At 68.2% G+C, this 19,796-nt stretch carries 19 protein-coding genes; 8 read left to right on the forward strand and 11 right to left on the reverse strand.

What is annotated here, in order from left to right; translation table 11 throughout:
* Positions 1-35 precede the first annotated feature (35 nt).
* The 7 genes from sufD to ASD47_RS02090 form a co-directional block, all read right to left on the reverse strand.
* On the reverse strand, positions 36-1,196 hold the full coding sequence (gene sufD, locus ASD47_RS02060; RefSeq protein WP_056750849.1) for a Fe-S cluster assembly protein SufD: 1,161 nt from the start codon (positions 1,194-1,196) through the stop codon (positions 36-38).
* 130 nt (positions 1,197-1,326) lie between these two features.
* Positions 1,327-2,073 (reverse strand): Fe-S cluster assembly ATPase SufC, encoded by a 747-nt coding sequence (gene sufC / locus ASD47_RS02065; protein ID WP_056750852.1) that lies wholly within the window; start codon positions 2,071-2,073, stop codon positions 1,327-1,329.
* The gene (locus tag ASD47_RS02070) at positions 2,066-2,368 is read right to left on the reverse strand and encodes a hypothetical protein (RefSeq protein ID WP_056750856.1); all 303 of its coding nucleotides are present in this window, start codon (positions 2,366-2,368) and stop codon (positions 2,066-2,068) included. Before ASD47_RS02070 ends, sufC begins: the two co-directional genes overlap by 8 nt.
* On the reverse strand, positions 2,365-2,724 hold the full coding sequence (locus ASD47_RS02075; RefSeq protein ID WP_056750859.1) for a hypothetical protein: 360 nt from the start codon (positions 2,722-2,724) through the stop codon (positions 2,365-2,367). The genes ASD47_RS02070 and ASD47_RS02075 overlap by 4 nt, the downstream gene beginning before the upstream one ends.
* Before the next feature lie 154 nt (positions 2,725-2,878).
* Positions 2,879-4,348: a Fe-S cluster assembly protein SufB gene (sufB, locus tag ASD47_RS02080; protein ID WP_056750861.1), complete on the reverse strand. Its 1,470-nt coding sequence runs from the start codon at positions 4,346-4,348 to the stop codon at positions 2,879-2,881.
* Positions 4,348-5,481 carry a cysteine desulfurase family protein gene (locus ASD47_RS02085; RefSeq protein ID WP_056750865.1) on the reverse strand — a complete coding sequence of 378 codons (1,134 nt, stop codon included), beginning with the start codon at positions 5,479-5,481 and terminating at the stop codon, positions 4,348-4,350. Before ASD47_RS02085 ends, sufB begins: the two co-directional genes overlap by 1 nt.
* Complete coding sequence (locus tag ASD47_RS02090; protein WP_056750868.1) at positions 5,478-5,984, reverse strand: Rrf2 family transcriptional regulator; 507 nt, start codon at positions 5,982-5,984, stop codon at positions 5,478-5,480. Before ASD47_RS02090 ends, ASD47_RS02085 begins: the two co-directional genes overlap by 4 nt.
* Before the next feature lie 198 nt (positions 5,985-6,182).
* Between ASD47_RS02090 and ASD47_RS02095 the strand changes: the two genes are divergently transcribed.
* The 3 genes from ASD47_RS02095 (at position 6,183) to ASD47_RS02105 (ending at position 8,689) form a co-directional block, all read left to right on the forward strand.
* Positions 6,183-6,836 carry an alpha/beta hydrolase gene (locus tag ASD47_RS02095; protein WP_028039771.1) on the forward strand — a complete coding sequence of 218 codons (654 nt, stop codon included), beginning with the start codon at positions 6,183-6,185 and terminating at the stop codon, positions 6,834-6,836.
* A gap of 101 nt (positions 6,837-6,937) precedes the next feature.
* On the forward strand, positions 6,938-7,336 hold the full coding sequence (locus ASD47_RS02100; RefSeq protein ID WP_082564411.1) for a VOC family protein: 399 nt from the start codon (positions 6,938-6,940) through the stop codon (positions 7,334-7,336).
* A gap of 57 nt (positions 7,337-7,393) precedes the next feature.
* Positions 7,394-8,689 (forward strand): NAD(P)/FAD-dependent oxidoreductase, encoded by a 1,296-nt coding sequence (locus ASD47_RS02105; RefSeq protein ID WP_056751555.1) that lies wholly within the window; start codon positions 7,394-7,396, stop codon positions 8,687-8,689.
* A 722-nt stretch (positions 8,690-9,411) separates the two neighbouring features.
* Here the strand turns inward: ASD47_RS02105 and ASD47_RS02110 are convergent.
* Positions 9,412-10,515, reverse strand: coding sequence for an anhydro-N-acetylmuramic acid kinase (locus tag ASD47_RS02110; RefSeq protein ID WP_056750872.1), 1,104 nt, complete (start codon positions 10,513-10,515; stop codon positions 9,412-9,414).
* Between the two features lie 286 nt (positions 10,516-10,801).
* On the opposite strand from ASD47_RS02110, the gene tyrS reads away from it, so the two are divergent.
* The 5 genes from tyrS (at position 10,802) to ASD47_RS02135 (ending at position 14,800) form a co-directional block, all read left to right on the forward strand.
* On the forward strand, positions 10,802-12,061 hold the full coding sequence (gene tyrS / locus ASD47_RS02115; RefSeq protein WP_056750874.1) for a tyrosine--tRNA ligase: 1,260 nt from the start codon (positions 10,802-10,804) through the stop codon (positions 12,059-12,061).
* A gap of 120 nt (positions 12,062-12,181) precedes the next feature.
* Entirely contained in the window at positions 12,182-12,664 is a 483-nt protein-coding gene (locus tag ASD47_RS02120; RefSeq protein WP_056750877.1) for a peroxiredoxin, read from the forward strand.
* Between the two features lie 204 nt (positions 12,665-12,868).
* Positions 12,869-14,026: a peptidoglycan DD-metalloendopeptidase family protein gene (locus ASD47_RS02125; protein ID WP_056750880.1), complete on the forward strand. Its 1,158-nt coding sequence runs from the start codon at positions 12,869-12,871 to the stop codon at positions 14,024-14,026.
* Complete coding sequence (locus ASD47_RS02130; protein ID WP_056750882.1) at positions 14,007-14,483, forward strand: polymer-forming cytoskeletal protein; 477 nt, start codon at positions 14,007-14,009, stop codon at positions 14,481-14,483. Before ASD47_RS02125 ends, ASD47_RS02130 begins: the two co-directional genes overlap by 20 nt.
* A 38-nt stretch (positions 14,484-14,521) precedes the next feature.
* Complete coding sequence (locus tag ASD47_RS02135) at positions 14,522-14,800, forward strand: hypothetical protein (RefSeq protein ID WP_156402067.1); 279 nt, start codon at positions 14,522-14,524, stop codon at positions 14,798-14,800.
* Positions 14,801-14,852: 52 nt separating this feature from the next.
* Here ASD47_RS02135 and prfB read toward each other — a convergent pair.
* The 3 genes from prfB to ASD47_RS02150 all read right to left on the reverse strand — a co-directional run bounded on the left by prfB (position 14,853) and on the right by ASD47_RS02150 (position 19,743).
* Positions 14,853-15,972, reverse strand: a protein-coding gene (prfB, locus tag ASD47_RS02140; protein ID WP_156402068.1) for a peptide chain release factor 2 whose coding sequence is annotated in 2 segments (ribosomal slippage) — positions 14,853-15,902 and positions 15,904-15,972 — 1,119 coding nt in all. Because the reading frame shifts where the segments join, the coding sequence is not laid out codon by codon here.
* Between the two features lie 87 nt (positions 15,973-16,059).
* Complete coding sequence (locus ASD47_RS02145; RefSeq protein ID WP_056750888.1) at positions 16,060-18,435, reverse strand: penicillin-binding protein 1A; 2,376 nt, start codon at positions 18,433-18,435, stop codon at positions 16,060-16,062.
* 108 nt (positions 18,436-18,543) lie between these two features.
* Entirely contained in the window at positions 18,544-19,743 is a 1,200-nt protein-coding gene (locus ASD47_RS02150; protein ID WP_156402069.1) for an N-acetylmuramoyl-L-alanine amidase, read from the reverse strand.
* Positions 19,744-19,796 lie beyond the last annotated feature (53 nt).

A 19,796-nucleotide genomic window follows, 5' to 3' on the forward strand; every position in this document is an offset into this window, starting at 1 on the left:
CTCCCGCAAGGGGAGAAGGAAAGCGGAGGCGAACTTCATTCGCCCCTCCCCAGCTTGGCGGCGACCCAGGCGGCGGCGATCTCGCGCGCGCCCTCGTGCTCGATGCGCTCGACCACCTCGCCCAGGAAGGCCTGGGTCAGCATGGCCTTGGCTTCCGCTTCGGGGATGCCGCGCTGGCGGGCGTAGAAGATCTGCTCGTCGTCCAGGGCGCCGATCGTGTTGCCGTGGGCGCAGGCGACGTCGTCGGCGAAGATCAGCAGCTCGGGCTTGGCGTCGACCTCGGCCTTGTCCGACAGGATCAGCGCGTGGTGGCCCATGCGGGCGTCGGTCTGGTCGGCGCCGGGCTGGACGACGATCCGGCCCTGGAACACGCCGCGCGCCTGGTCGTCGACGACGCCCTTGGTCAGCTGGCTGGTGAGCCCATCGACGCCGCCGTGGGTGACGACCGTGGTCTGGTCGGCGTGGCGCTGGTTGGCCAGCACATAGGCGCCGTCGAGGCGGACGCTGGCGTGGGCGCCGGGATGGTTGACCCGGGTCTCGATCCGCTGGCGCCGGGCGCCGGACGTCAGGATGGTCTGGTTGAAGGTCGCGCCGGGGGCCAGGTTTACGATCGCCGTCGTCACCGCGAAGGCTTCGGCCGCGTCGTCAGCGATCACGATGCGTTCGAGCTTGGCGCCCTCTTCGAGGAAGATCTCGACCAGAGTGTTGGCGAGGTAGCGATCACCCCTGCCCTCATGGCTCTCAAGCAGAACCGCCGAGACGCCGGCCTCGACCACGACGCCGAACCGCGCATGGTGGGAGGTGCCGTCGGTGGCCGACACGAAGCGGATGCTGGCGATGTCGCTCCCCGTGAAGGTGATGATCGAAGCGCGAGGTTCGATCGCCTTGTCGGCCGCCAACGTCGCCATAGGCAGGTCGACAGGATCATAGGGATTGTCGGGCGCGTCATGGTGGGCGAACTCGACAGTGTCCGTATCTTCGCCCGGCCACCAGTTGGCGCGACCGTTGGCGATCACGAGTTCCGCTTCGGCCAGCCCCTCGAAGGGGCCGCCGGCCTTGATCGTGTCGAAGAATTCCGGCGAGACCGGCGGCAAGGTTCGCACCAGGCCGCGCAGGTCGGTCCAGCGCCAGTCCTCGTCGCGGCGCGACGGCAGCTGGGTCAGGTCGCCGGTCTTCAGTGCGGTGGCGAGGGTCATGCGGTCGGCTCCGCGAAATCCTCGTCCTTCGACAGGCTCAGGATGAGGATTTCGAATGAAGCGCCGCGTCCAAATTTGACCTCATCCTGAGCTTGTCGAAGGACGAGGTCGTGGCTTTGAGCCAGCCGCATCATGCCGCCACCGTGTACTTGTCGTAGCCCTCGGCCTCCAGCTGCAGCGCCAGCTCCGGGCCGCCCGAGGCGACGATGCGGCCGGCGGCCAGCACGTGGACACGGTCGGGTTTGATGTAGTCCAGCAGGCGCTGGTAGTGGGTGATGACCAGCATGCCGCGATCGGGGGCGCGCAGGGCGTTGACGCCTTCGGAGACGATCTTCAGGGCGTCGATGTCCAGGCCCGAGTCCGTCTCGTCCAGGATCAGGAACTTCGGCGACAGCATCGCCATCTGCAGGATTTCCATCCGCTTCTTCTCGCCGCCCGAGAAGCCGACGTTCAGGCCGCGCTTGAGCATGTCGAAGTCGATCTTCAGCGCCGCGGCCTTCTCCTTGGCCAGCTTCAGGAAGGCCGGGGCGGCGATCTCGTCCTCGCCGCGCGCCCGGCGCTGGGCGTTGAGGGCGGTGCGGATGAAGGTCAGGGCCGGAACACCGGGGATCTCCAGCGGATACTGGAACGACAGGAACACGCCCTTGGCGGCCCGTTCGTTGGGCTCCAGGGCCAGCAGGTCCTCGCCGTTCAGCGTGGCCGAGCCTTGCGTGACTTCATAGCCGCCCCGGCCGCTCAGCACGTAGGATAGCGTCGACTTGCCCGCCCCGTTCGGCCCCATGATGGCGTGCACCTGCCCGGCCGGCACGTCGAGCGTGACGCCCTTGAGGATGGGTTTGTCGCCGACATTGGCATGGAGGTTCTGGATATTAAGCATTGAAAGCCGTGATCTTTTCGAGCGTCTGGATAGCGAACGTGGTCGGCTTGCCGGTCAGGGTCGGCGCTTCCCATTCGTGTTCGGGGCTGTAGGCGGCGAGCTTGAGCAGCGTGGTCAGCAACTCCCGCTCGGCGACCGCGTCGGCATTGCCGCCCGACAGCAGCTTGGCGCTGCGGTCGACCAACTCCCTGTCGTCGCCGTAGGGGCTTATCCAAGCACCGTGCGCGGCATGGAAGGCCAGCTGACGGGCGTACTTGTATTCCTTGTCGTTCAGGCCGAAGCGGACTGGCGTCATCTCGCGCCCCCTTCAAACGTTGCCACGACCTCGATCTGACCTTCGATGGCGGCGTTGAACAGCGGCAAATCCTCGGCCGGGATCCAGTATTCCTCGTGCTCGCGACCGCCGACGACCTTCTTGTCGAAGGCCGCCAGGAAGTCGGCCGAGACGTCGAAACGCGTGACATAGCCACGCTTGTCGTCGTTGTGCACGGCGTTCCAGTCGCGGGCGATCTGGGCGGCGTAGGCCTGGTTGGTCACCGGATAGAAGATCGGCTGTTCTGGCAGGCGCGGCGGAAAAGCCGTCCAGCCCGCCGCCTCGATCAGCTTCAGCTCTTCCGTGCCAACGGGGCGATAAAGGGTGATGGTGCTCATGCGCCCCCCTCGACCGTCATCCTCGGACTTGTTCCGAGGATCCCTGTGTCCGCCTCCAACGCACCAGACGTCGCCCCCAGCGCCGACGGCGCGAGGGGGCCTCGGAACAAGTCCGAGGATGACGGCGCGGAGAGGAGGATGAAGGCCGGCAAGGTCACCCCACGCTGCCTTCCAGCGAGATCGCCACCAGCTTCTGGGCCTCGACGGCGAATTCCATCGGTAGTTGCTGCAGCACGTCCTTGACGAAGCCGTTGACTAGCAGGGCCACAGCCTCTTCCTGGGAAAGTCCGCGCTGCTGGCAATAGAACAGCTGGTCGTCCGACAGACGGGTGGTGGTGGCCTCGTGCTCGAACACCGAATGGCCGTTGCGGGCCTCGATGTACGGGACGGTGTGGGCCGCGCAGGTCTTGCCGATCAGCAGGCTGTCGCACTGGGTGAAGTTGCGCGCGCCCTTGGCCTTGGGGTGGGCCGAGACCAGGCCGCGATAGGTGCTGGTCGACTTGCCGGCGCTGATGCCCTTGGCGACGATCCGCGAGCGGGTGTTGGCGCCCAGGTGGATCATCTTGGTGCCGGTGTCGGCCTGCTGGTGGCCGTTGGTCACGGCGATCGAGTAGAACTCGCCCGACGAGCCCTCGCCGCGCAGCACGCACGACGGATACTTCCAGGTGATGGCCGAGCCGGTCTCGACCTGGGTCCACGACACCTTCGAGCGGTCGCCGCGGCAGTCGGCGCGCTTGGTGACGAAGTTGTAGATGCCGCCCTTGCCGGTTTCCGGATCGCCCGGATACCAGTTCTGGACGGTGGAATACTTGATCTCGGCGTCGTCCAGCAGCACCAGCTCGACCACGGCCGCGTGCAGCTGGTTCTCGTCGCGCATCGGGGCCGTGCAGCCCTCCAGGTACGAGCAATAGGCGCCCTTGTCGGCGATGATCAGGGTGCGCTCGAACTGGCCGCTGTCCTTGGCGTTGATGCGGAAATAGGTCGACAGCTCCATCGGGCAGCGCACGCCCGGTGGGATGTAGACGAACGAGCCGTCGGAAAAGACCGCGCTGTTGAGGCAGGCGAAATAGTTGTCCGACGTCGGCACGACGCTGCCCAGGTATTGGCGCACCAGCTCCGGATGCTCGCGGATCGCCTCGCTCATCGAGCAGAAGATCACCCCGACCGCCGCCAACTCCTTCTTGAAGGTGGTCACCACGCTGACGCTGTCGAACACCGCGTCCACCGCGTAGCGCGGCGCGCCCTCGACGCCGGCCAGCACGGCCTGCTCCTTCAGCGGAATGCCCAGCTTCTCGTAGACGGCCAGGATCTCGGGATCCACCTCGTCCAGGCTCTTGGGGCCGGCCTTGGTGGAGGGCGCGGCGTAATAATAGCTGTCCTGATAGTCGATCTTGGGGAAGTCGACCTTGGCCCAGGTCGGCTCTTCCAGCTCAAGCCAGCGACGGTAGGCGTCCAGCCGCCAGTCCAGCATCCACTGCGGCTCGTCCTTCTTGGCCGAGATGAAGCGCACGATGTCCTCGGAGAGTCCCTTGGGGGCGAACTCCTGCTCGATATCGGTCGTGAAGCCGTGCTCGTACTTCTCGAGCGACGCGACGGTTTCGATGGTCTCTTTGACCGCGGCCACTACGCCACCTCCCGGCGCCGGGCGCCGATACGCGAATAGGCGGCGAGCCAGGCGTCGCCGCAGGAAATCCAGTCTTGCTCCGTCGAGGCCCAACCGCCGCTGACGCGCAGGGCGAACGGGGCCAGGTCGGCCCGGCCCATGGCCTCCACCACGCGGCTGGCCTTGACCTTGCCCGACGAGCAGGCGCTGCCGGCGCTGACCATCACGCCCGCCAGATCCAGGCTCATCACCTGGATCTGCGAGGCGAAGCCCTCGGCCGCCAAACACAGGGTTTGCGGAAGGCGAGCAGCGCCCTCCCCGAGCACGACCGCGCCAGCGGCCTTGACCCGTTCGGCCAAGGCGTCGCGCCATGTGCCCTGATTGGCCATCGCGGGCAAGTCACGAGCCGCCGCTTCCACGGCCGCGCCGAAGCCGGCGATCCCGGCGACGTTCTCGGTGCCGGCCCGGCGGCCGCGCTCCTGGCCGCCGCCGTGCTGCTGGCGGACGATCGTGGCCCGCGTGCCGGCCACCAGGGCGCCCACGCCTTGCGGTCCGCCCAGCTTGTGGGCCGACAGCGCCATGGTGTCGGCGCCCAGGGCGGTGAAGTCGATGGCGACCTTGCCGGCCGCCTGGACGGCGTCGACATGCAGCCAGCCGTCGGCGGCGCGGACCAGGGCGGCGGCCTGGGCCACCGGCTGGACCACGCCGGTCTCGTTATTGGCCAGCATCAGGCAGACCAGGGCCCGGCCCTCGTCGCTGAGCGCCTCCTCCAGCCAGTCCAGCCGCGCGACGCCGTCGGCGTCCAGCGGCATTTTCAGGACCTGCAGGCCCGAGGCGGCGGCGGTCTCCAGCACGGCGTCGTGCTCGCCCTCGCTGACGATGATGCGGTTGAAGCCGGCGAAGGCGGCGCTGCCGATGGCCAGGGCGTTGGCCTCGGTGCCGCCGCTGACGAAGGTGACCGAGCCGGCCACGACCCCGACCAGGGCCGCGACCTGGGCGCGGGCGGTCTCGACGATGTCGCGGGCGGCCCGGCCGCTGGCGTGCACCGACGAGGGATTGCCGGCGGCCTCGAAGGCGCGCAGCACCGCGTCCCGCGCCTCGGGGCGGACCGGGGCGGTGGCGTTGTAGTCGAGATAGATCGAGGGCTTGCTCACGCCGCCGCCATCTCCTTCGCCTTTTGGTCGCTTGCCTTTTCCGGCGCGCGGTCCTTCTGGCCCCGCGCCTTCAGCTTGCCGTCCAGCACGTCGGCGATCGAGACGCTGGCCAGGTAGCCATGGATCTGGCGGCCCATCTCTTCCCACAGGTCGTGGGTCAGGCACTGGGCGCCGCCGGCCATGCAGCCCTTGGCGCCGGCCTTGCCTTTCGCAACGCCGCAGCGGGTGGCGCGCAGCGGCTCGTCCACGGCCAGGACGATGTCGGCGATGGCGGTGTCGCGGGCCTCGCGGGCCAGGCGATAGCCGCCGCCGGGCCCCCGGGCGCTGACCACCAGGCCCTTGCGGCGCAGGCGGGCGAACAGCTGCTCGAGGTAGGACAGCGAGATCTGCTGGCGGGCGGCGATCTCGGCCAGGGCCACGGCGCGGCCCTCGGCCTGATCCTGGCGGCGGGCCAGGTCGGTCATGGCCATCACCGCGTAGCGTCCCTTGGTGCTCAGGCGCATGCGCCTTATCTCCTTGCGGATTCCCCGCGCATCGGCTTAGGCGTGTGCTACAAGCCGCGACTTCGCGCCGAGGCTCTTGCGAAAGACCAAGGCACGCGGTGCGGATTTAGGAAGACCAAGCGCAGTGGTCAAGTATTCCTTCGCTCGTCAGGGCGCAAGGAGACGGCCCCGTCGCCCCGTTTTGGATAGGGACCTTGAATGCCTGACGTGATTTTGACCGGAGCTTCGGGCCGCATCGAAGGCCGCTATTCGCCGGGCAAGACCGACAACGCCCCGATCGCGCTGATCCTGCACCCGCACCCCAAGGCCGGCGGCCACATGAACCACCCGGTGTCGGTGCAGCTGTACCACCTGTTCATGAAGCGCGGCTTCGCGACCCTGCGCTTCAACTTCCGCGGCGTGGGCCGCAGCCAGGGCGAGTTCGACAGCGGCATCGGCGAGCTGGCCGACGCGGCCACGGCCCTGGACTGGCTGCAGTCCAACAACCCCGCCGCCGCCCAGACCTGGGTCGCCGGCTACAGCTTCGGCGCCTATATCGGCATGCAGCTTCTGATGCGCCGTCCCGAGACCGACGGCTTCATCTCGGTGTCGCCGCCGACCAACATGTACGACTTCAGCTTCCTGGCCCCCTGCCCGGCCTCGGGCCTGATCCTGACCGGCGCGGCCGACACCGTCGTGCCGCCGGTCGAGGTCGAGCGCGTGGTCAGCAAGCTGCGCACCCAGAAGGGCATCGTCATCGACTACGAGGTCGTCGACAAGGCCACCCACTTCTGGGCCGAGCACCTGCCGTCGGTCGAGAGAAGCGTCGGCGACTATCTGGACAAGCGCCTGGAAGCCAACCCGATCCCGTAGGCCTTAGCTGTAGGTAACCAAGAGTTACCGGTACCATAAGGCTTGCGGTCCGAGACAACTCACCGTCATTCTACGCGGAACAGCGTTCCGGGAGAGCGACGGTGAGCCAGACCATACGGCCGTTCCTGATGTTTCAGGCGCGGGACGCCGAAGCGGCGATGACCTTCTACGTCTCGCTCTTCCCCGACGGCGAAGTCCTTGATGTCGAGCGCTACGGCCGTGGCGGCCCCGGCCCCGAAGGCACGGTGATCCGCGCCCGCTTCCGGATCGGCGGCCAGGAGGTCTTCTGCTCCGACAGCTTCGTCAAGCACGCCTTCGACTTCACGCCCGCCTCGTCCCTGTTCGTCGACTGCGGGTCCGAGGACGAGATCGCGCGGCTCGCCGCCGCCCTTGCCGACGGCGGGGCCGAGCTGATGCCGCCGGGCGACTACGGCTTCAGCCGGCGCTTCGCCTGGGTCAACGACCGGTTCGGCGTGTCCTGGCAGCTCAACCTGGCCTGACACGGCCCGCTTTCACCCCTATATATTCACCATCTGAGGAATTTCGGGATGGCGGGCATGCACTACGACATCGTCATCGTCGGCGGCGGGGCCGGCGGGCTGGAGCTGGCGGCGCGGCTGGGGCGCAAGCTGGGCCCCAAGGCCGGCAAGGAACGGGTGCTGCTGATCGACCGCTCCAGCTTCCACATCTGGAAGCCGACCCTGCACGAGGTGGCGGCCGGCACGCTGGACACTCACCAGGAGGGGCTGTCCTATTCGATCCTGGGCCGCGCCAACCATTTCAGCTTCCTGCTGGGCGAACTGGACAGCTTCGATCCCGTCGCCAAGCGCCTGAGCCTCAAGCCCATCCTGGCCGAGGGCGGCAAGGTGCTGGTCCCCGAGCGCGGGGTGACCTTCAGCTGGGGCGTGCTGGCGATCGGCAGCGGCAGCAACCTGTTCGGTACGCCCGGCGCCGACCAGGCCCACCTGCTGGAGCGCACCGAGGACGCCGAGGCCTTCCACACCCGCCTGCTGGCCGCCTTCATGAAGGCCTCGTTCTCGACCGAGAAGACCATGAGCGTGGCCATCGTCGGCGGCGGGGCCACCGGCGTGGAGCTGTCGGCCGAGTTGATCGAGGCCCATCGCGAACTGCTGGACAGCCTGGGCGCCGAGCAACGCTTCCGCCTGGACATCGCCATCGTCGAGGCGGCCCCGCGCATCCTGGGCGGCCTGCCCGAGAAGATCTCCGACCAGGCCACCGTGGCCCTGGAGCGCAAGGGCGTGCGGGTCCACACCGGGGCCAAGGTGGTCGCCGTCCATCCCGACCGCCTGGAGACCAGCCAGGGCGACATTCCCGCCGACCTGATCGTCTGGGCCGCCGGGGTCAAGGCCGCGCCGACCAACGCCGATTACGGGCTGGAGATCAACCGGACCAACCAGTTCGTGGTCAACGAGCGGCTGGAGACCTCGGCCCCGGACGTCTGGGCCCTGGGCGACTGCGCCGCCGCCCCCTGGGTCGGCACCGAAGGCAAGGAGGGGCGGATCATCCCGGCCCGCGCCCAGGCCGCCCACCAGCAGGCCAGCTACCTGGCCAAGGCCCTGATCGCCCGGATGGGCCAGCGCCGCGTGGAGGCGCCGTTCGTCTATCGCGACTTCGGCTCGCTGCTGTCGCTGGGCGAGAACAAGGGCGTCGGCGCCCTGATGGGCGGCCTGGGCGGGCCGAACTTCTTCGTCGAAGGCCTGATCGCCAAGTGGGCCTATATCTCGCTGCACCTGGACCACCACCGGGCGATCATGGGCACGCCCAAGACCATCGTCCTGGCCCTGGCCCGCCTGCTGCAGCAGCGGGTGGCGGGACGGCTGAAGCTGCACTGAGGATGGAGCACGGCGCGGGGACGCGCCCTTGCGGCGTGTCCCCAGGTCTCGCACGGAGCCGGCGGTCGGGGACACGCCGCAAGGGCGCGTCCCCAGCGGAGCGCTTATCCTCGGGGTATCGGGGATGAACCCCAGCAAAATCAACACCCTGAACTTTCTCGACCTAACTTATCCCCAACCCTTCAAACCTCCCTTATCCTGACCTCACCTCGTCGCAGGGAAAGGGCGCATGGCCAGCGACCGATGCGGCGGCGGGGGCGATCGAGCGGGAAGCTCCGTCGGCGGTCCCTTGGGCCAAACCTCGCGTCTCTGGAGCCGGTCGGGCCTGGAACACTAAAACGACGTGGCGCGAGGGCTGATTGAGCAACAGGCGGGCGGTGACGCGCTCGCGGTCCGGGACCGGGGTTCGTTGACAGGTCCGAACAGGGCTCAGCGCCGCGGGCTTCCGGATAACGACCGCGCGGAGCGATCGGGCTTCGTCGAAAACGGTATTCATTTTCAAACTCCGGACGGTGTCCGGCGCTCCGCGTCCCTTTCCATCAGCTCAGCGGCCAGCCGCGTGAGGATGAGAGACCGTGCCTGCCAACGCTTGCCCCCACCTGACCGCTACGCGGTCTGTCCGCCCCCAGAGGGGGCGGAGCCGCACGGCGCTCGCCTCAAGGCTCTTCCCCCTCTGGGGGGAAGACGACCGCGAAGCGGTTCGTAGGGGGCAAGTGACAGCCTCAGGGCCTTACGATCCTTCCCCCCGTCATCGGCGCGGCCACGCCGGTCGTTCCTGGGAAGCTGATCGGCAGGCCGCGCGCGGTGCGGGCGGCCAGGAAGGCGAAGGCCTCGGCCTCGATGGCGTCGCCGCGCCAGCCGACGGCCTCGGCGGTGCGGACCGGCACGGGGGCGCGGTCGGCCAGGGCCTTCATGATCTGCGGATTGTGGCGGCCGCCGCCGCAGACGATCAGGGCCTGCGGACGCTGGCCATGCTCGAACGCCTTGACGACGGCCTCGGCGGTGAAGGCCACCAGGGTGGCGGCGGCGTCCTCGGAGGACAGGTGATCGACAAGGTCGAGCGGAAAGTCGTAGCGGTCCAGCGACTTGGGAGCCGGTCCGGAGAAATAGTCGCTGGCCAGGAAGGTCTTCAGCACGGCCTCGTCGACGGCGCCGGCCGCCGCCAGCCGGCCGTTCTCGTCGAACCGTCCCAGCCCCCGGGCCTGCAGCATCAGGTCGATCATGCCGTTGCCCGGGCCGGTGTCGAAGGCCAGCAGGTCGTCGTCCGGGCCGATCAGGGTGATGTTGGCGACGCCGCCGATGTTCAGCGCCGCCACCGGCGCGGCCAGGCCCGAGGCCTGGGCCCGGGCGGCGTGATAGACCGGGGCCAGCGGCGCCCCCTGCCCGCCCGCCGCCACGTCGGCGCTGCGGAAGTCGAACGCCACCGGCCGTCCGCAGGCCCGGGCCAGGCTCTCGGCGTCGAGCAGTTGCACGGTCCGGCCGATCCGGCCCGGATGAGGCCGCTCGTGCAACACGGTCTGGCCGTGGACGCCCAGCAGGTCGAACTCGGACCAGGCCAGGCCATGCTCGGCCAGGAAGCTCTCGGCGGCATGGAAATGCTCGTCGGCCACCGCCTGGGCGGCCTCTTCGAAGATGTCCGGCGCCGGTTTGTCACGCGGCCAGCCCCTGGCCACCTCGGTGGCCACCAGCAGCAGGTCGCGGGTCTCCTCGCGCAGCTTGCGCTCGCCCGCCGGCCCGAAGGCCTGGATGGTTTCGCCGTCGGTCTCAAGCACCGCCATGTCGACCGCGTCGAGCGAGGTGCCGGTCATGAATCCCAGGATACGCATGGTCCGGTTGACTGCCACGGCCCGGCCCGGCTAGCTAGGCCCCATGATCGATCACCGCCGCCTCACCCGCGCCTATTACCGCCCGCTGTCCTAGCGGGAGGCCGACCGATCACGTCGATGCGCCCGCCCCACCGGCGACGCGTCAGGCCAGCGAACGTCTCCGGATCCCTTCCAGGAGACTGCCACGATGAAACCCTCGCCACAGACCGCCTCCCCCGTGCTAGACGCGCGGTCACCCGAACGCCCGGCGCCGAAATCCCCCGCGCCCGAACTAGAGAGTCGAACCATGTCCGCCGCCGCATCGTTCAAGTCGGAATTCCTCCAGACCCTGCAGGCCCGCGGCTACATCCACCAGATCACCCATCCGGAGGAACTGGACGCCGCGGCCGCCGGCGGGATCGTCACCGCCTATATCGGCTTCGACGCCACCGCGCCGTCGCTGCACGTGGGCAGCCTGATCCAGATCATGATGCTGCGCCGTCTGCAGCAGGCCGGCCACAAGCCGATCGTCCTGATGGGCGGCGGCACGACCAAGGTCGGCGACCCCACGGGCAAGGACGAGAGCCGCAAGCTGCTGTCGGACGCCGACATCGCCGCCAACATCGCCGGCATCAAGCAGGTCTTCGCCAGGTTCCTGACCTTCGGCGACGGGCCGACCGACGCCATCATGGTCGACAACGACGAGTGGCTGAGCAAGTTCGGCTACGTGCAGTTCCTGCGCGACTACGGCGTGCACTTCACGGTCAACCGGATGCTGGCCTTCGACTCGGTCAAGCTGCGGCTTGAGCGCGAGCAGCCGATGACCTTTCTCGAATTCAACTACATGCTGATGCAGGCCACCGACTTCCTGGAGCTGAACCGCAAGTACGGCTGCGTGCTGCAGATGGGCGGCTCGGACCAGTGGGGCAACATCCTCAATGGCGTGGAGCTGACGCGCCGCGTCGACCAGAAGGCCGCCTTCGGTCTGACCACGCCGCTGCTGGCTACGGCCTCGGGCGCTAAGATGGGCAAGACCATGTCGGGCGCGGTGTGGCTGAACGCCGAGCAGCTGAGTCCCTACGACTACTGGCAGTTCTGGCGCAACACCGAGGACGCCGATGTCGGCCGGTTCCTGAAGCTGTTCACCGACCTGCCATTGGCGCGGATCGCCGAGCTGGAGGCCCTGCCGGGCGCCCAGATCAACGAGGCCAAGAAGGTGCTGGCCGACGAGGCTACGCGGATGGCGCACGGCGAGGACGAGGCCCGCAAGGCCCGCGACGCCGCCGAAAAGGCCTTCGAGCAGGGCGCGCTGTCGGCCGACCTGCCGACCTTCGAGGTTGCGGCCGCGGACCTGAAGGCCGGGATCGTCCTGGCCAACCTGTTCGCTGACGCCGGCCTGGCCGCCTCGCGCGGCGAGGCCCGCCGCCTGGCCCAGGGCGGCGGCGTCAAGGTCAACGACAAGGCCGAACCCGACGCCAACCGCGTCGTCACCGAGGCCGACCTCGTCGACGGCGTCGTCAAGCTGGCGGCGGGCAAGAAGAAGATCGTGCTGGTCAAGCCGGTCTAGGATACCGCTCTCGTCCTTCGACAAGCTCAGGATGAGGGCGACTGAGACGACCGCGTGATCCTCACCCTGAGCCTGTCGAAGGGCGAGGATCACACCCAGCGAACTGGAAGGATGAGTGCGATGAGCGACCTGCAGCCCGGCGACAAGGCCCCCGATTTCGACCTGGCCACCGACACCGGCCGCGTCAGCCTGTCCGGCCTGAAGGGCAAGGCCGTCGTGCTCTACTTCTACCCTAAGGACGACACGGCTGGCTGCACGTCGCAGGCCCTGCAGTTCTCGTCCGAGGTCGAGGAATTCGCCAAGATGGGCGCGGTGATCGTCGGGGTGTCCAAGGACAGCGCCGCCTCGCACGCCAAGTTCCGCAAGAAGCACGACCTGACTGTCGATCTGGCCGCCGACCCCACCGGCGAGACGGTCGAGGCCTACGGCGCCTGGGTCGAGAAGAGCATGTACGGCCGCAAGTACATGGGCATCGACCGCTCGACCTTCCTGATCGACCGCGAGGGCGTGGTCCGGGCCGTCTGGCGCAAGGTGAAGGTGCCCAACCACATCAAGGCGGTGCTGACCGCCGCGCGGGCGCTCAAGGAAGGAACTCTGAAATAACGGTGTGGCTTCCCCGCCTCAGGCGTGCGGTTATCGCCACAGCGACCCGCGCCGGTGGTGGCCATGGGGCACGGAACCTTTTATCGGTTGAGTCGCTAAGGCAAAAAGTCGCCCCGTGTCCACACAGGGCGCGAAGTATCTTGCGCGTTTCTGCTTTCTCGTTGCATATCGCCGGGACCTTGAAAACGGGGGTTTCCTAGGGCGATGGCGATCACGCGCTTCAAGCGAATCCGACAATCCCTGGAAGAGCTCTTCCCCGAGCGTCATCTCTATGTGCGCTCCGGCGGCGAGATGCGCGGCTATGTCTTCTCCACCGGCAAGCAACTGATGTGCGCGACCGGCGTGGCCGCCGCCGCCCTGTGGATGGGCGTCTGCACCGCCGCCATGTTGATCAACGTGCTGTCGGTCAGCTCGACCGACCAGATGGTGATCAAGCAGAAGGCCTATTACGAGCGCCTGAACGCCGATCGCCAGGCGCGCCTGAACAGCGCCGTGGCCCAGCTGTCGGCCAGCAGCGGCTCGCTGGACGAATTGGCCAGCTCGGTCGAGAAGCGTCACGCCGCCCTGGCCCTGCTGGTCAGCGACTTCAAGGGCGTGCCCGGCGCCGCCCAGGCCCTGCAGGTCGGCAAGCCGCACGTGCTGGGCGCCTCGCCGGTCGAGCGCATCCAGGCCACGCGGATGGACCAGGAGCGGCTGATCGACGCGGCCGAGACCTTCGCCAAGAGCCGGGCCGAGCGCCTGCGCCTGGCCATGCGGATGGCCGGCCTGGACGCTGGCGCCTTCACCAGCCGCGACGGCGGCTCTTCCCTGGGCGGTCCGCTGATCGAGGCCAAGGATCCCCGCGCCCTGGCCGCCGTGCTCGATGTCGACGAGGACTTCGCCGGCCGCATCCAGCACGCCGCCACCGACATGTCGGACATGCGCCAGCTGAGCGCCGCCTCGCAGCAGCTGCCCTTCTACCGGCCGACCAACAATCCGGCGCTGAGCAGCAGCTACGGCGTCCGCTTCGACCCCTTCACCCATCGCCCGGCCTTCCATTCGGGCCTGGACTTCCCCGGCGCGTTCTACACGCCGATCATGGCCACCGCCCCGGGCGTGGTCTCCTATGTCGGCGTGCGTTCGGGCTACGGCAATGTCGTGGAGATCGACCACGGCGCCGGCTTCAAGACCCGCTACGCCCACCTGCAGGCCGCCTCGGTCCGCGTCGGCCAGCGCGTGGCCATCGGCCAGCGCATCGCGGCCATGGGCTCGACCGGTCGCTCGACCGGTCCGCATCTGCACTACGAAGTATGGGTCAACGGTCGGGCCCAGAACCCGAACCGATTCTTGAAGGCTGGTGAGTATGTTCAGCAAGCAAGCTAAGGCGTCCAAGGGCTCGGTCCAGATCGAGCCCCTGCCCATGTCCATGGCGCCGGCTGCGTCCGACGCCGCCCGCAAGGCCCCGCCCAAGGTGGCCTCCCTGGTCTCCCCCGACATCACCATCGAAGGCGGCATTACCGGCGACGGCGAGCTGCAGATCGACGGCGTGGTGCGCGGCGACGTCCGGGTCGGCCGACTGACGATCGGCGAAACCGGCCATGTCGAGGGCTCGATCTACGCCGAGGCGGTCGAGGTCCGGGGCCGGATCGTCGGCGCGATCACCGCCAAGCAGGTCCGCCTCTACGGCACCGCCTATGTCGACGGCGACATCACCCACGAGCAGCTGGCGATGGAAACCGGGGCCTTCTTCCAGGGCCGCAGCCTGAAATTCCAGCGTCCGGCCGCGCCGCAGGCCCAGCCCGCGCCGCCGCCGATGCTGGAAGCCAAGCCGGTCGCCTAACCCCATTGCCGCACAACGAACCCGGATGGCGGACTTCGTTGAAAGCCCGGCATCGCCGAAAAAGCTGGCTGGCCGTCGTCTGGGTCTTCGCGCTGATCCTGTCTTGCCTGATATCGTCAGGGATGGCGGGCTGGGCGTGGATCTTGTTCTTGGGCCACGCGCCGCCCTGGGACCTGTTGGGCGGAACGATATTCCTCATCGAAGCACCGGTCTTCCTGTGGCTGGCGAGGAAAGGCCCTCAGTTGCCGGCGCCGGGACGAAAGCCTGAAGAAATGGCCGCCGACGCCTTCTTCCACGACCCGGGGCGGCGACCATAAGAAACGCCCCGGATCGCTCCGGGGCGTTTTGCATTGCAAATCGACGCTCAAGCTAGGCCTGGGCGTCTCGCGTGGCCCCGACGCGCTGGGCCAGCGAAGCGCCCATGAACTGGTCGAGGTCGCCGTCCAGTACGCCCTGGGTGTCGGACGTCTCGACATTGGTCCGCAAGTCCTTGACCATCTGGTAGGGCTGCAGGACGTAGCTGCGGATCTGGTGCCCCCAGCCGATGTCGGTCTTCTGGTCTTCCAGGGCCTGCTGGGCGGCTTCCCGCTTCTGCAGTTCGGCCTCGTAGAGCCGGGCGCGCAGCATCTTCCAGGCCTCCTCGCGGTTCTGGTGCTGCGAACGGCCAGCCTGGCAGGCCACGGCGATGCCGGTCGGAATGTGCGTCAGGCGCACGGCCGAATCGGTCTTGTTGATGTGCTGCCCGCCGGCCCCGGAGGCCCGATAGGTGTCGGTGCGCACGTCCGACGGATTGATCTCGATCTCGATCGTGTCGTCGACCACCGGATAGACCCAGGCCGAGGCGAAGCTGGTGTGGCGCTTGGCGGCGGCGTCGTAGGGGCTGATGCGCACCAGGCGGTGGACGCCGGCCTCGGTCTTCAGCCAGCCATAGGCGTTCGTCCCCTTGACCAGCAGCGTCGCCGACTTGATGCCGACCTGGTCGCCGGAGGTCTCTTCGACCAACTCGACGCTCATGCCATGGGCGTTGGCCCAGCGGCTGTACATGCGCAACAGCATGCCCGCCCAGTCGCAGGACTCGGTGCCGCCGGCCCCGGAGTTGATTTCGACATAGCAGTCGTTGCCGTCGGCCTCGCCCGACAGCAGGGCCTCCAGTTCCGCCCGACCGGCGCGTTCCTTCAGGTCCTTGAGCTGGGCGCGAGCGTCCTCCAGCAGGGCTTCGTCGCCCTCCATGTCGGCCAGTTCGGCATATTCCAGCGCGTCCTTCAGGCCGCGTTCCAGCACCTGCACGGCCTCGACCCGGGCGGCCAGGGCGGCGCGTTCGCGGGAGACGGCCTGGGCTTCCGCGGGGCGGTCCCAAAGGGTCGGGTCCTCGACCCGGGCGTTCAGCTCATCGAGCTTGCGTAGGGCGACATCCCAGTCAAAGACGCCTCCTGAGCAGTCCTACGGACTGCTCGATGTCGGCCGCGGAGGCCTCGACATCCGGTCTCATCACGTAACTCCGTGACAGTGTTGAAGGGCGCGGGACATAGCCCGCGCCCGGAGTCGGCGCAATGACCCCGCACGAATTGGGCGACGATTAGTAGAGCCCGCTGATGTCCGGCGCCTGGGGCGGCGGCTTGGCGGGACCCTGGGTGGGGGCCGGTCCGATCTGGCCATCCGGCCAGGCCTGGCCGTAGGGCTGCGGTCCGCTGCTCTCGGTCGGCACGAAGACCTTCGGCTCCGTACCCGGCCGGAAAGCCTCGCGGATACCGCGGACCATGGCGAACTTGGCGTTGGCGGGGGCCCTGAATTCGGTCTTCGGCTGGCCCTTCAGCGCCTCGCGCATGAAGTCCATGAAGATCGGCACCGGGCCAGTCGCGCCCGTTTCGCCCTCGCCCAGCGAGCGGTTGTCGTCGAAGCCGATGAAGACGCCGACCACCAGGTTGGGCGAATAGCCCATGAACCAGGCGCTGCGATACTCGTTGGTCGTGCCGGTCTTGCCGGCCAGCGGATAGCCCAGCGAGCTGGCCTGGGCCGCTGTGCCGCGCTGGACCACGCCTTGCAGCATCGAGGTGATCTGGTAGGCGGTGATGGGGTCCATGACCTGTTCGCCGAGCGCCGGGATACGAGGACTCTCGTCGCCGTTGAAGCCGGCGTTGCAGCGCACGCAGTCGCGCTTGTCGGCGCGGAAGATCACCTTGCCCTCGCGGTCCTGCACCAGTTCGATCAGGTGCGGCTCGACGCGGCGGCCGCCGTTGACGAACGGCGTATAGGCCGTGGTCAATTTGAAGGGCGTGGTCTCACCCGCGCCCAAGGCCATGGCCAGGACCGGCGCCATGTCGCGGGTCACGCCGGTTTTCTTGGCGGTTTCGACGATCTTCTTCATGCCGACGCTCTGGGCCAGGCGTACGGTCATGGCGTTGATCGACTGCTCCAGGCCCTTGCGCAGCGGCAGGGCTCCGTAGAACTTCTTGTGATAGTTCTCGGGGCTCCAGTCCTGGCCATTGGCCCCTTTCAGGGTAATGGCGCTGTCGACCACCACGCTGGCCGGCGTGTAGCCGTTCTCCAGGGCCGTGGCGTAGACGAACGGCTTGAAGGCAGAACCCGGCTGGCGCATCGCCTGGGTCGCGCGGTTGAAGTTCGACAGCGAGAAGCTGTAGCCGCCGACCAGGGCCATGACGCGGCCCGTATAGGGTTCCATGGCCACCAGGGCGCCGTTGACGATGGGAACTTGGCGCAGGCGGTAGGCGGCGGCGCCGTCGGGCTTCTCAACGAACACCAGGTCGCCAACCTTCAGGCCTTTGGTGGCGTTGGCCCAGGCCATGTCCTCGCCAGCGATGGTCCCTTCGCCTTCGCCCTTGGCCAGGCGGACGCCGCCCGAAGCCGACGTGACAATGGCCGGCCGCCAGCCGCGGCGCTCGGAGGCCGGAGCCTTCTTCAGCGCCTGCTTTTCCCAGTCGGCGTCCAGAGCTTCCACATGACCCCAGGCGCCGCGCCAGCCATGGCGACGGTCGTACTTTTCAAGGCCTTCCATCAGCGCCACCCGGGCCGCGGTCTGCAGCTTGGGGTCCAGGGTGGTGCGCATGTAATAGCCGCCCTCGTTGAGGCGCGGACCGAGGGTGGCGACGCCGCGCTGGCGCACCTCCTCGACGAAATAGTCGGCGTCGCGATAGGCGGCGCGCTTAGGGGCCGGCTGGACGACGAGGTCCTCCGCCATCGCCTTCTTGGCGTCGGCCTGGCTGACCCAGCCCAGGTCGGCCATCTGGCCCAGGATCCAGTCGCGGCGGGCCTTGGCCTTCGCCTTGTTGCGGATCGGATGATAGTTGTCCGGTCCCTTGGGCAGCGCCGCCAGGAAGGCGCTTTCCGCCAGGGTCAGTTCCGGCAGCGACTTGCCGAAATAGTTATAGGCGGCCGCGCCGACCCCGTACGAGCGATAGCCCAGCCAGATCTCGTTCAGGTACAGCTCGAGAATCTGCTGCTTGTCGAGCGACTGCTCGAGGCGGTGGGCCAGGATCGCTTCCTTGAACTTCCGCCCGACCGTCGCGTCGCTGGTCAGCAGGACGTTCTTGGCGACCTGCTGGGTGATCGTGGAGCCGCCTTCGAGGCGACGACCGCGCGCAGCGTTGCCGATATTGTTCAGCATGGCCCGCGAGAAGCCGCCGACATCGACGCCGCCGTGCTTGAAGAAGTTGTGATCCTCGGCCGCCAGGAAGGCCTGGGCCAACTGCGGCGGGATCTGGTCGTAGGGCACGAAGATCCGGCGCTCTTTGGAATATTCGCCGATCAGGGTGCCGTCCCACGCATAGACGCGCGTGGCGGTCGGCGGGCGATAGTCCTGCAGTTCGCCAGCGTCCGGCATGTCGTGGAACAGCCAAGCGGCATAGATGGCGATGGCGAATCCGGCGACGGCGATCGCGGACAGCACCGTGACGCCGGCGATGGCGATCCATCGTTGTCTAGGCTTCAGATCCACGCCGCCTCCGTCGGGCGACGCACTTCCGCCCGCTCCGTTGGAATCCTCTAGCGCGCATCGGTCAAGGCGCCAACGGCTCTCGCCGTCCCGACGGGCGAACCCTTGCGCCTAGCGGGCGGCGAGGCGCGTCTGGCTCGCGAAATAAGATTCGATCGATCCGGCCACGGCGTCCATCAGCCGACCGCGACCCGCGGAGGTCTTGAGGAGACGCTCGTCATCGGCATTGGTGATGAAGCCCATCTCCAGCAGCACGGCCGGCACGTCCGGCGCCAACAGCACGATGAAACCGGCGTCGCGGTGGCTGCGGCGCAGCAGGGTCGTCTCCTCGCCCACCGACTGCAGCAGGGTTTCGGCGAAGGCGGCGGAGCGATTCTTGGTGGCGCGCTGCGACAGGTCCAGAAGGATCTGACTGACCGCTCGGTCGCGGCCCGGCAGGTTGGCCTTCATCAGCCAGTCGTCCTTCTCGAGCACCCGCGCCACGCGCTCGGTGCCCTTTTCGGACAAGGTGTAGACGCTGGCGCCGCGGGTCGTGGCGTCGGGGCCCGAATCAGCGTGCAGCGAGATGAACAGGTCCGCATCGGCCCGGCGGGCGATCTGAACGCGAGCCTCCAGCGGCACGAAGGTGTCGGACTGGCGGGTCATGACCACGGTATAGCGGCCCGACTTTTCCAGCCTCGCCTTCAGCGCCTTGGCGGCGGCCAGAGTGACGTCCTTCTCGGCGGTGTCGGAGCCCGAGGAACCCGGATCCTTGCCGCCGTGGCCGGCGTCGATGACGATCACCTTCTTCAAGCGCAGGGCCGGAGCCTTCATCGGCGCCGAAACCAGGGTCGGCTTCGAGCTCGGCGCCTGGGCCGCGCCAGCGGCATCGGTGGATTTCAGGTCGATGACGTAGCGATAGGCCGAAGCGCCGTCGCCCGGCGGCAGCAGGAAGCGCCGGCGAACCTCGGCGTTGGCCTTCAGGTCAAGACGCAGGCGGGCGCCGCCCGCGGCTTCGTCGATCGCCCAGCGCTCGACCAGGCCTTGACCCGCGCCCTGCAGGTCGCCGGCCGTCGCGACGTTGGGCAGCGCGATGACGACCCGGCGATCAGCGGCGCCGTCCGCCAACAGCTTGCCGGTGGCGGCGCGATCGAGGTCGATGACGATGCGGGTTTCGTTACGGTCTCCGCCGAAACGGACCTTCTGGACGCCGGCGGCGGGCGCCGGACCATGGGCCATGGCCACGGCCACGCCAGCCAGAGCCAGGCCGCCGACGATCATCGCCGCGCGCGCCCACCCCGTCCTCGTCGCCGAGATCAAGACACTGTTCATGCCGTCCGTCGCCCCAGGGGCCCAACCTAAACCAAAACTGATATCCGCATTTC

The organism is Caulobacter sp. Root1472 (genome assembly GCF_001426985.1).
GTDB classification, from domain to species: Bacteria; Pseudomonadota; Alphaproteobacteria; order Caulobacterales; family Caulobacteraceae; genus Caulobacter; species Caulobacter rhizosphaerae.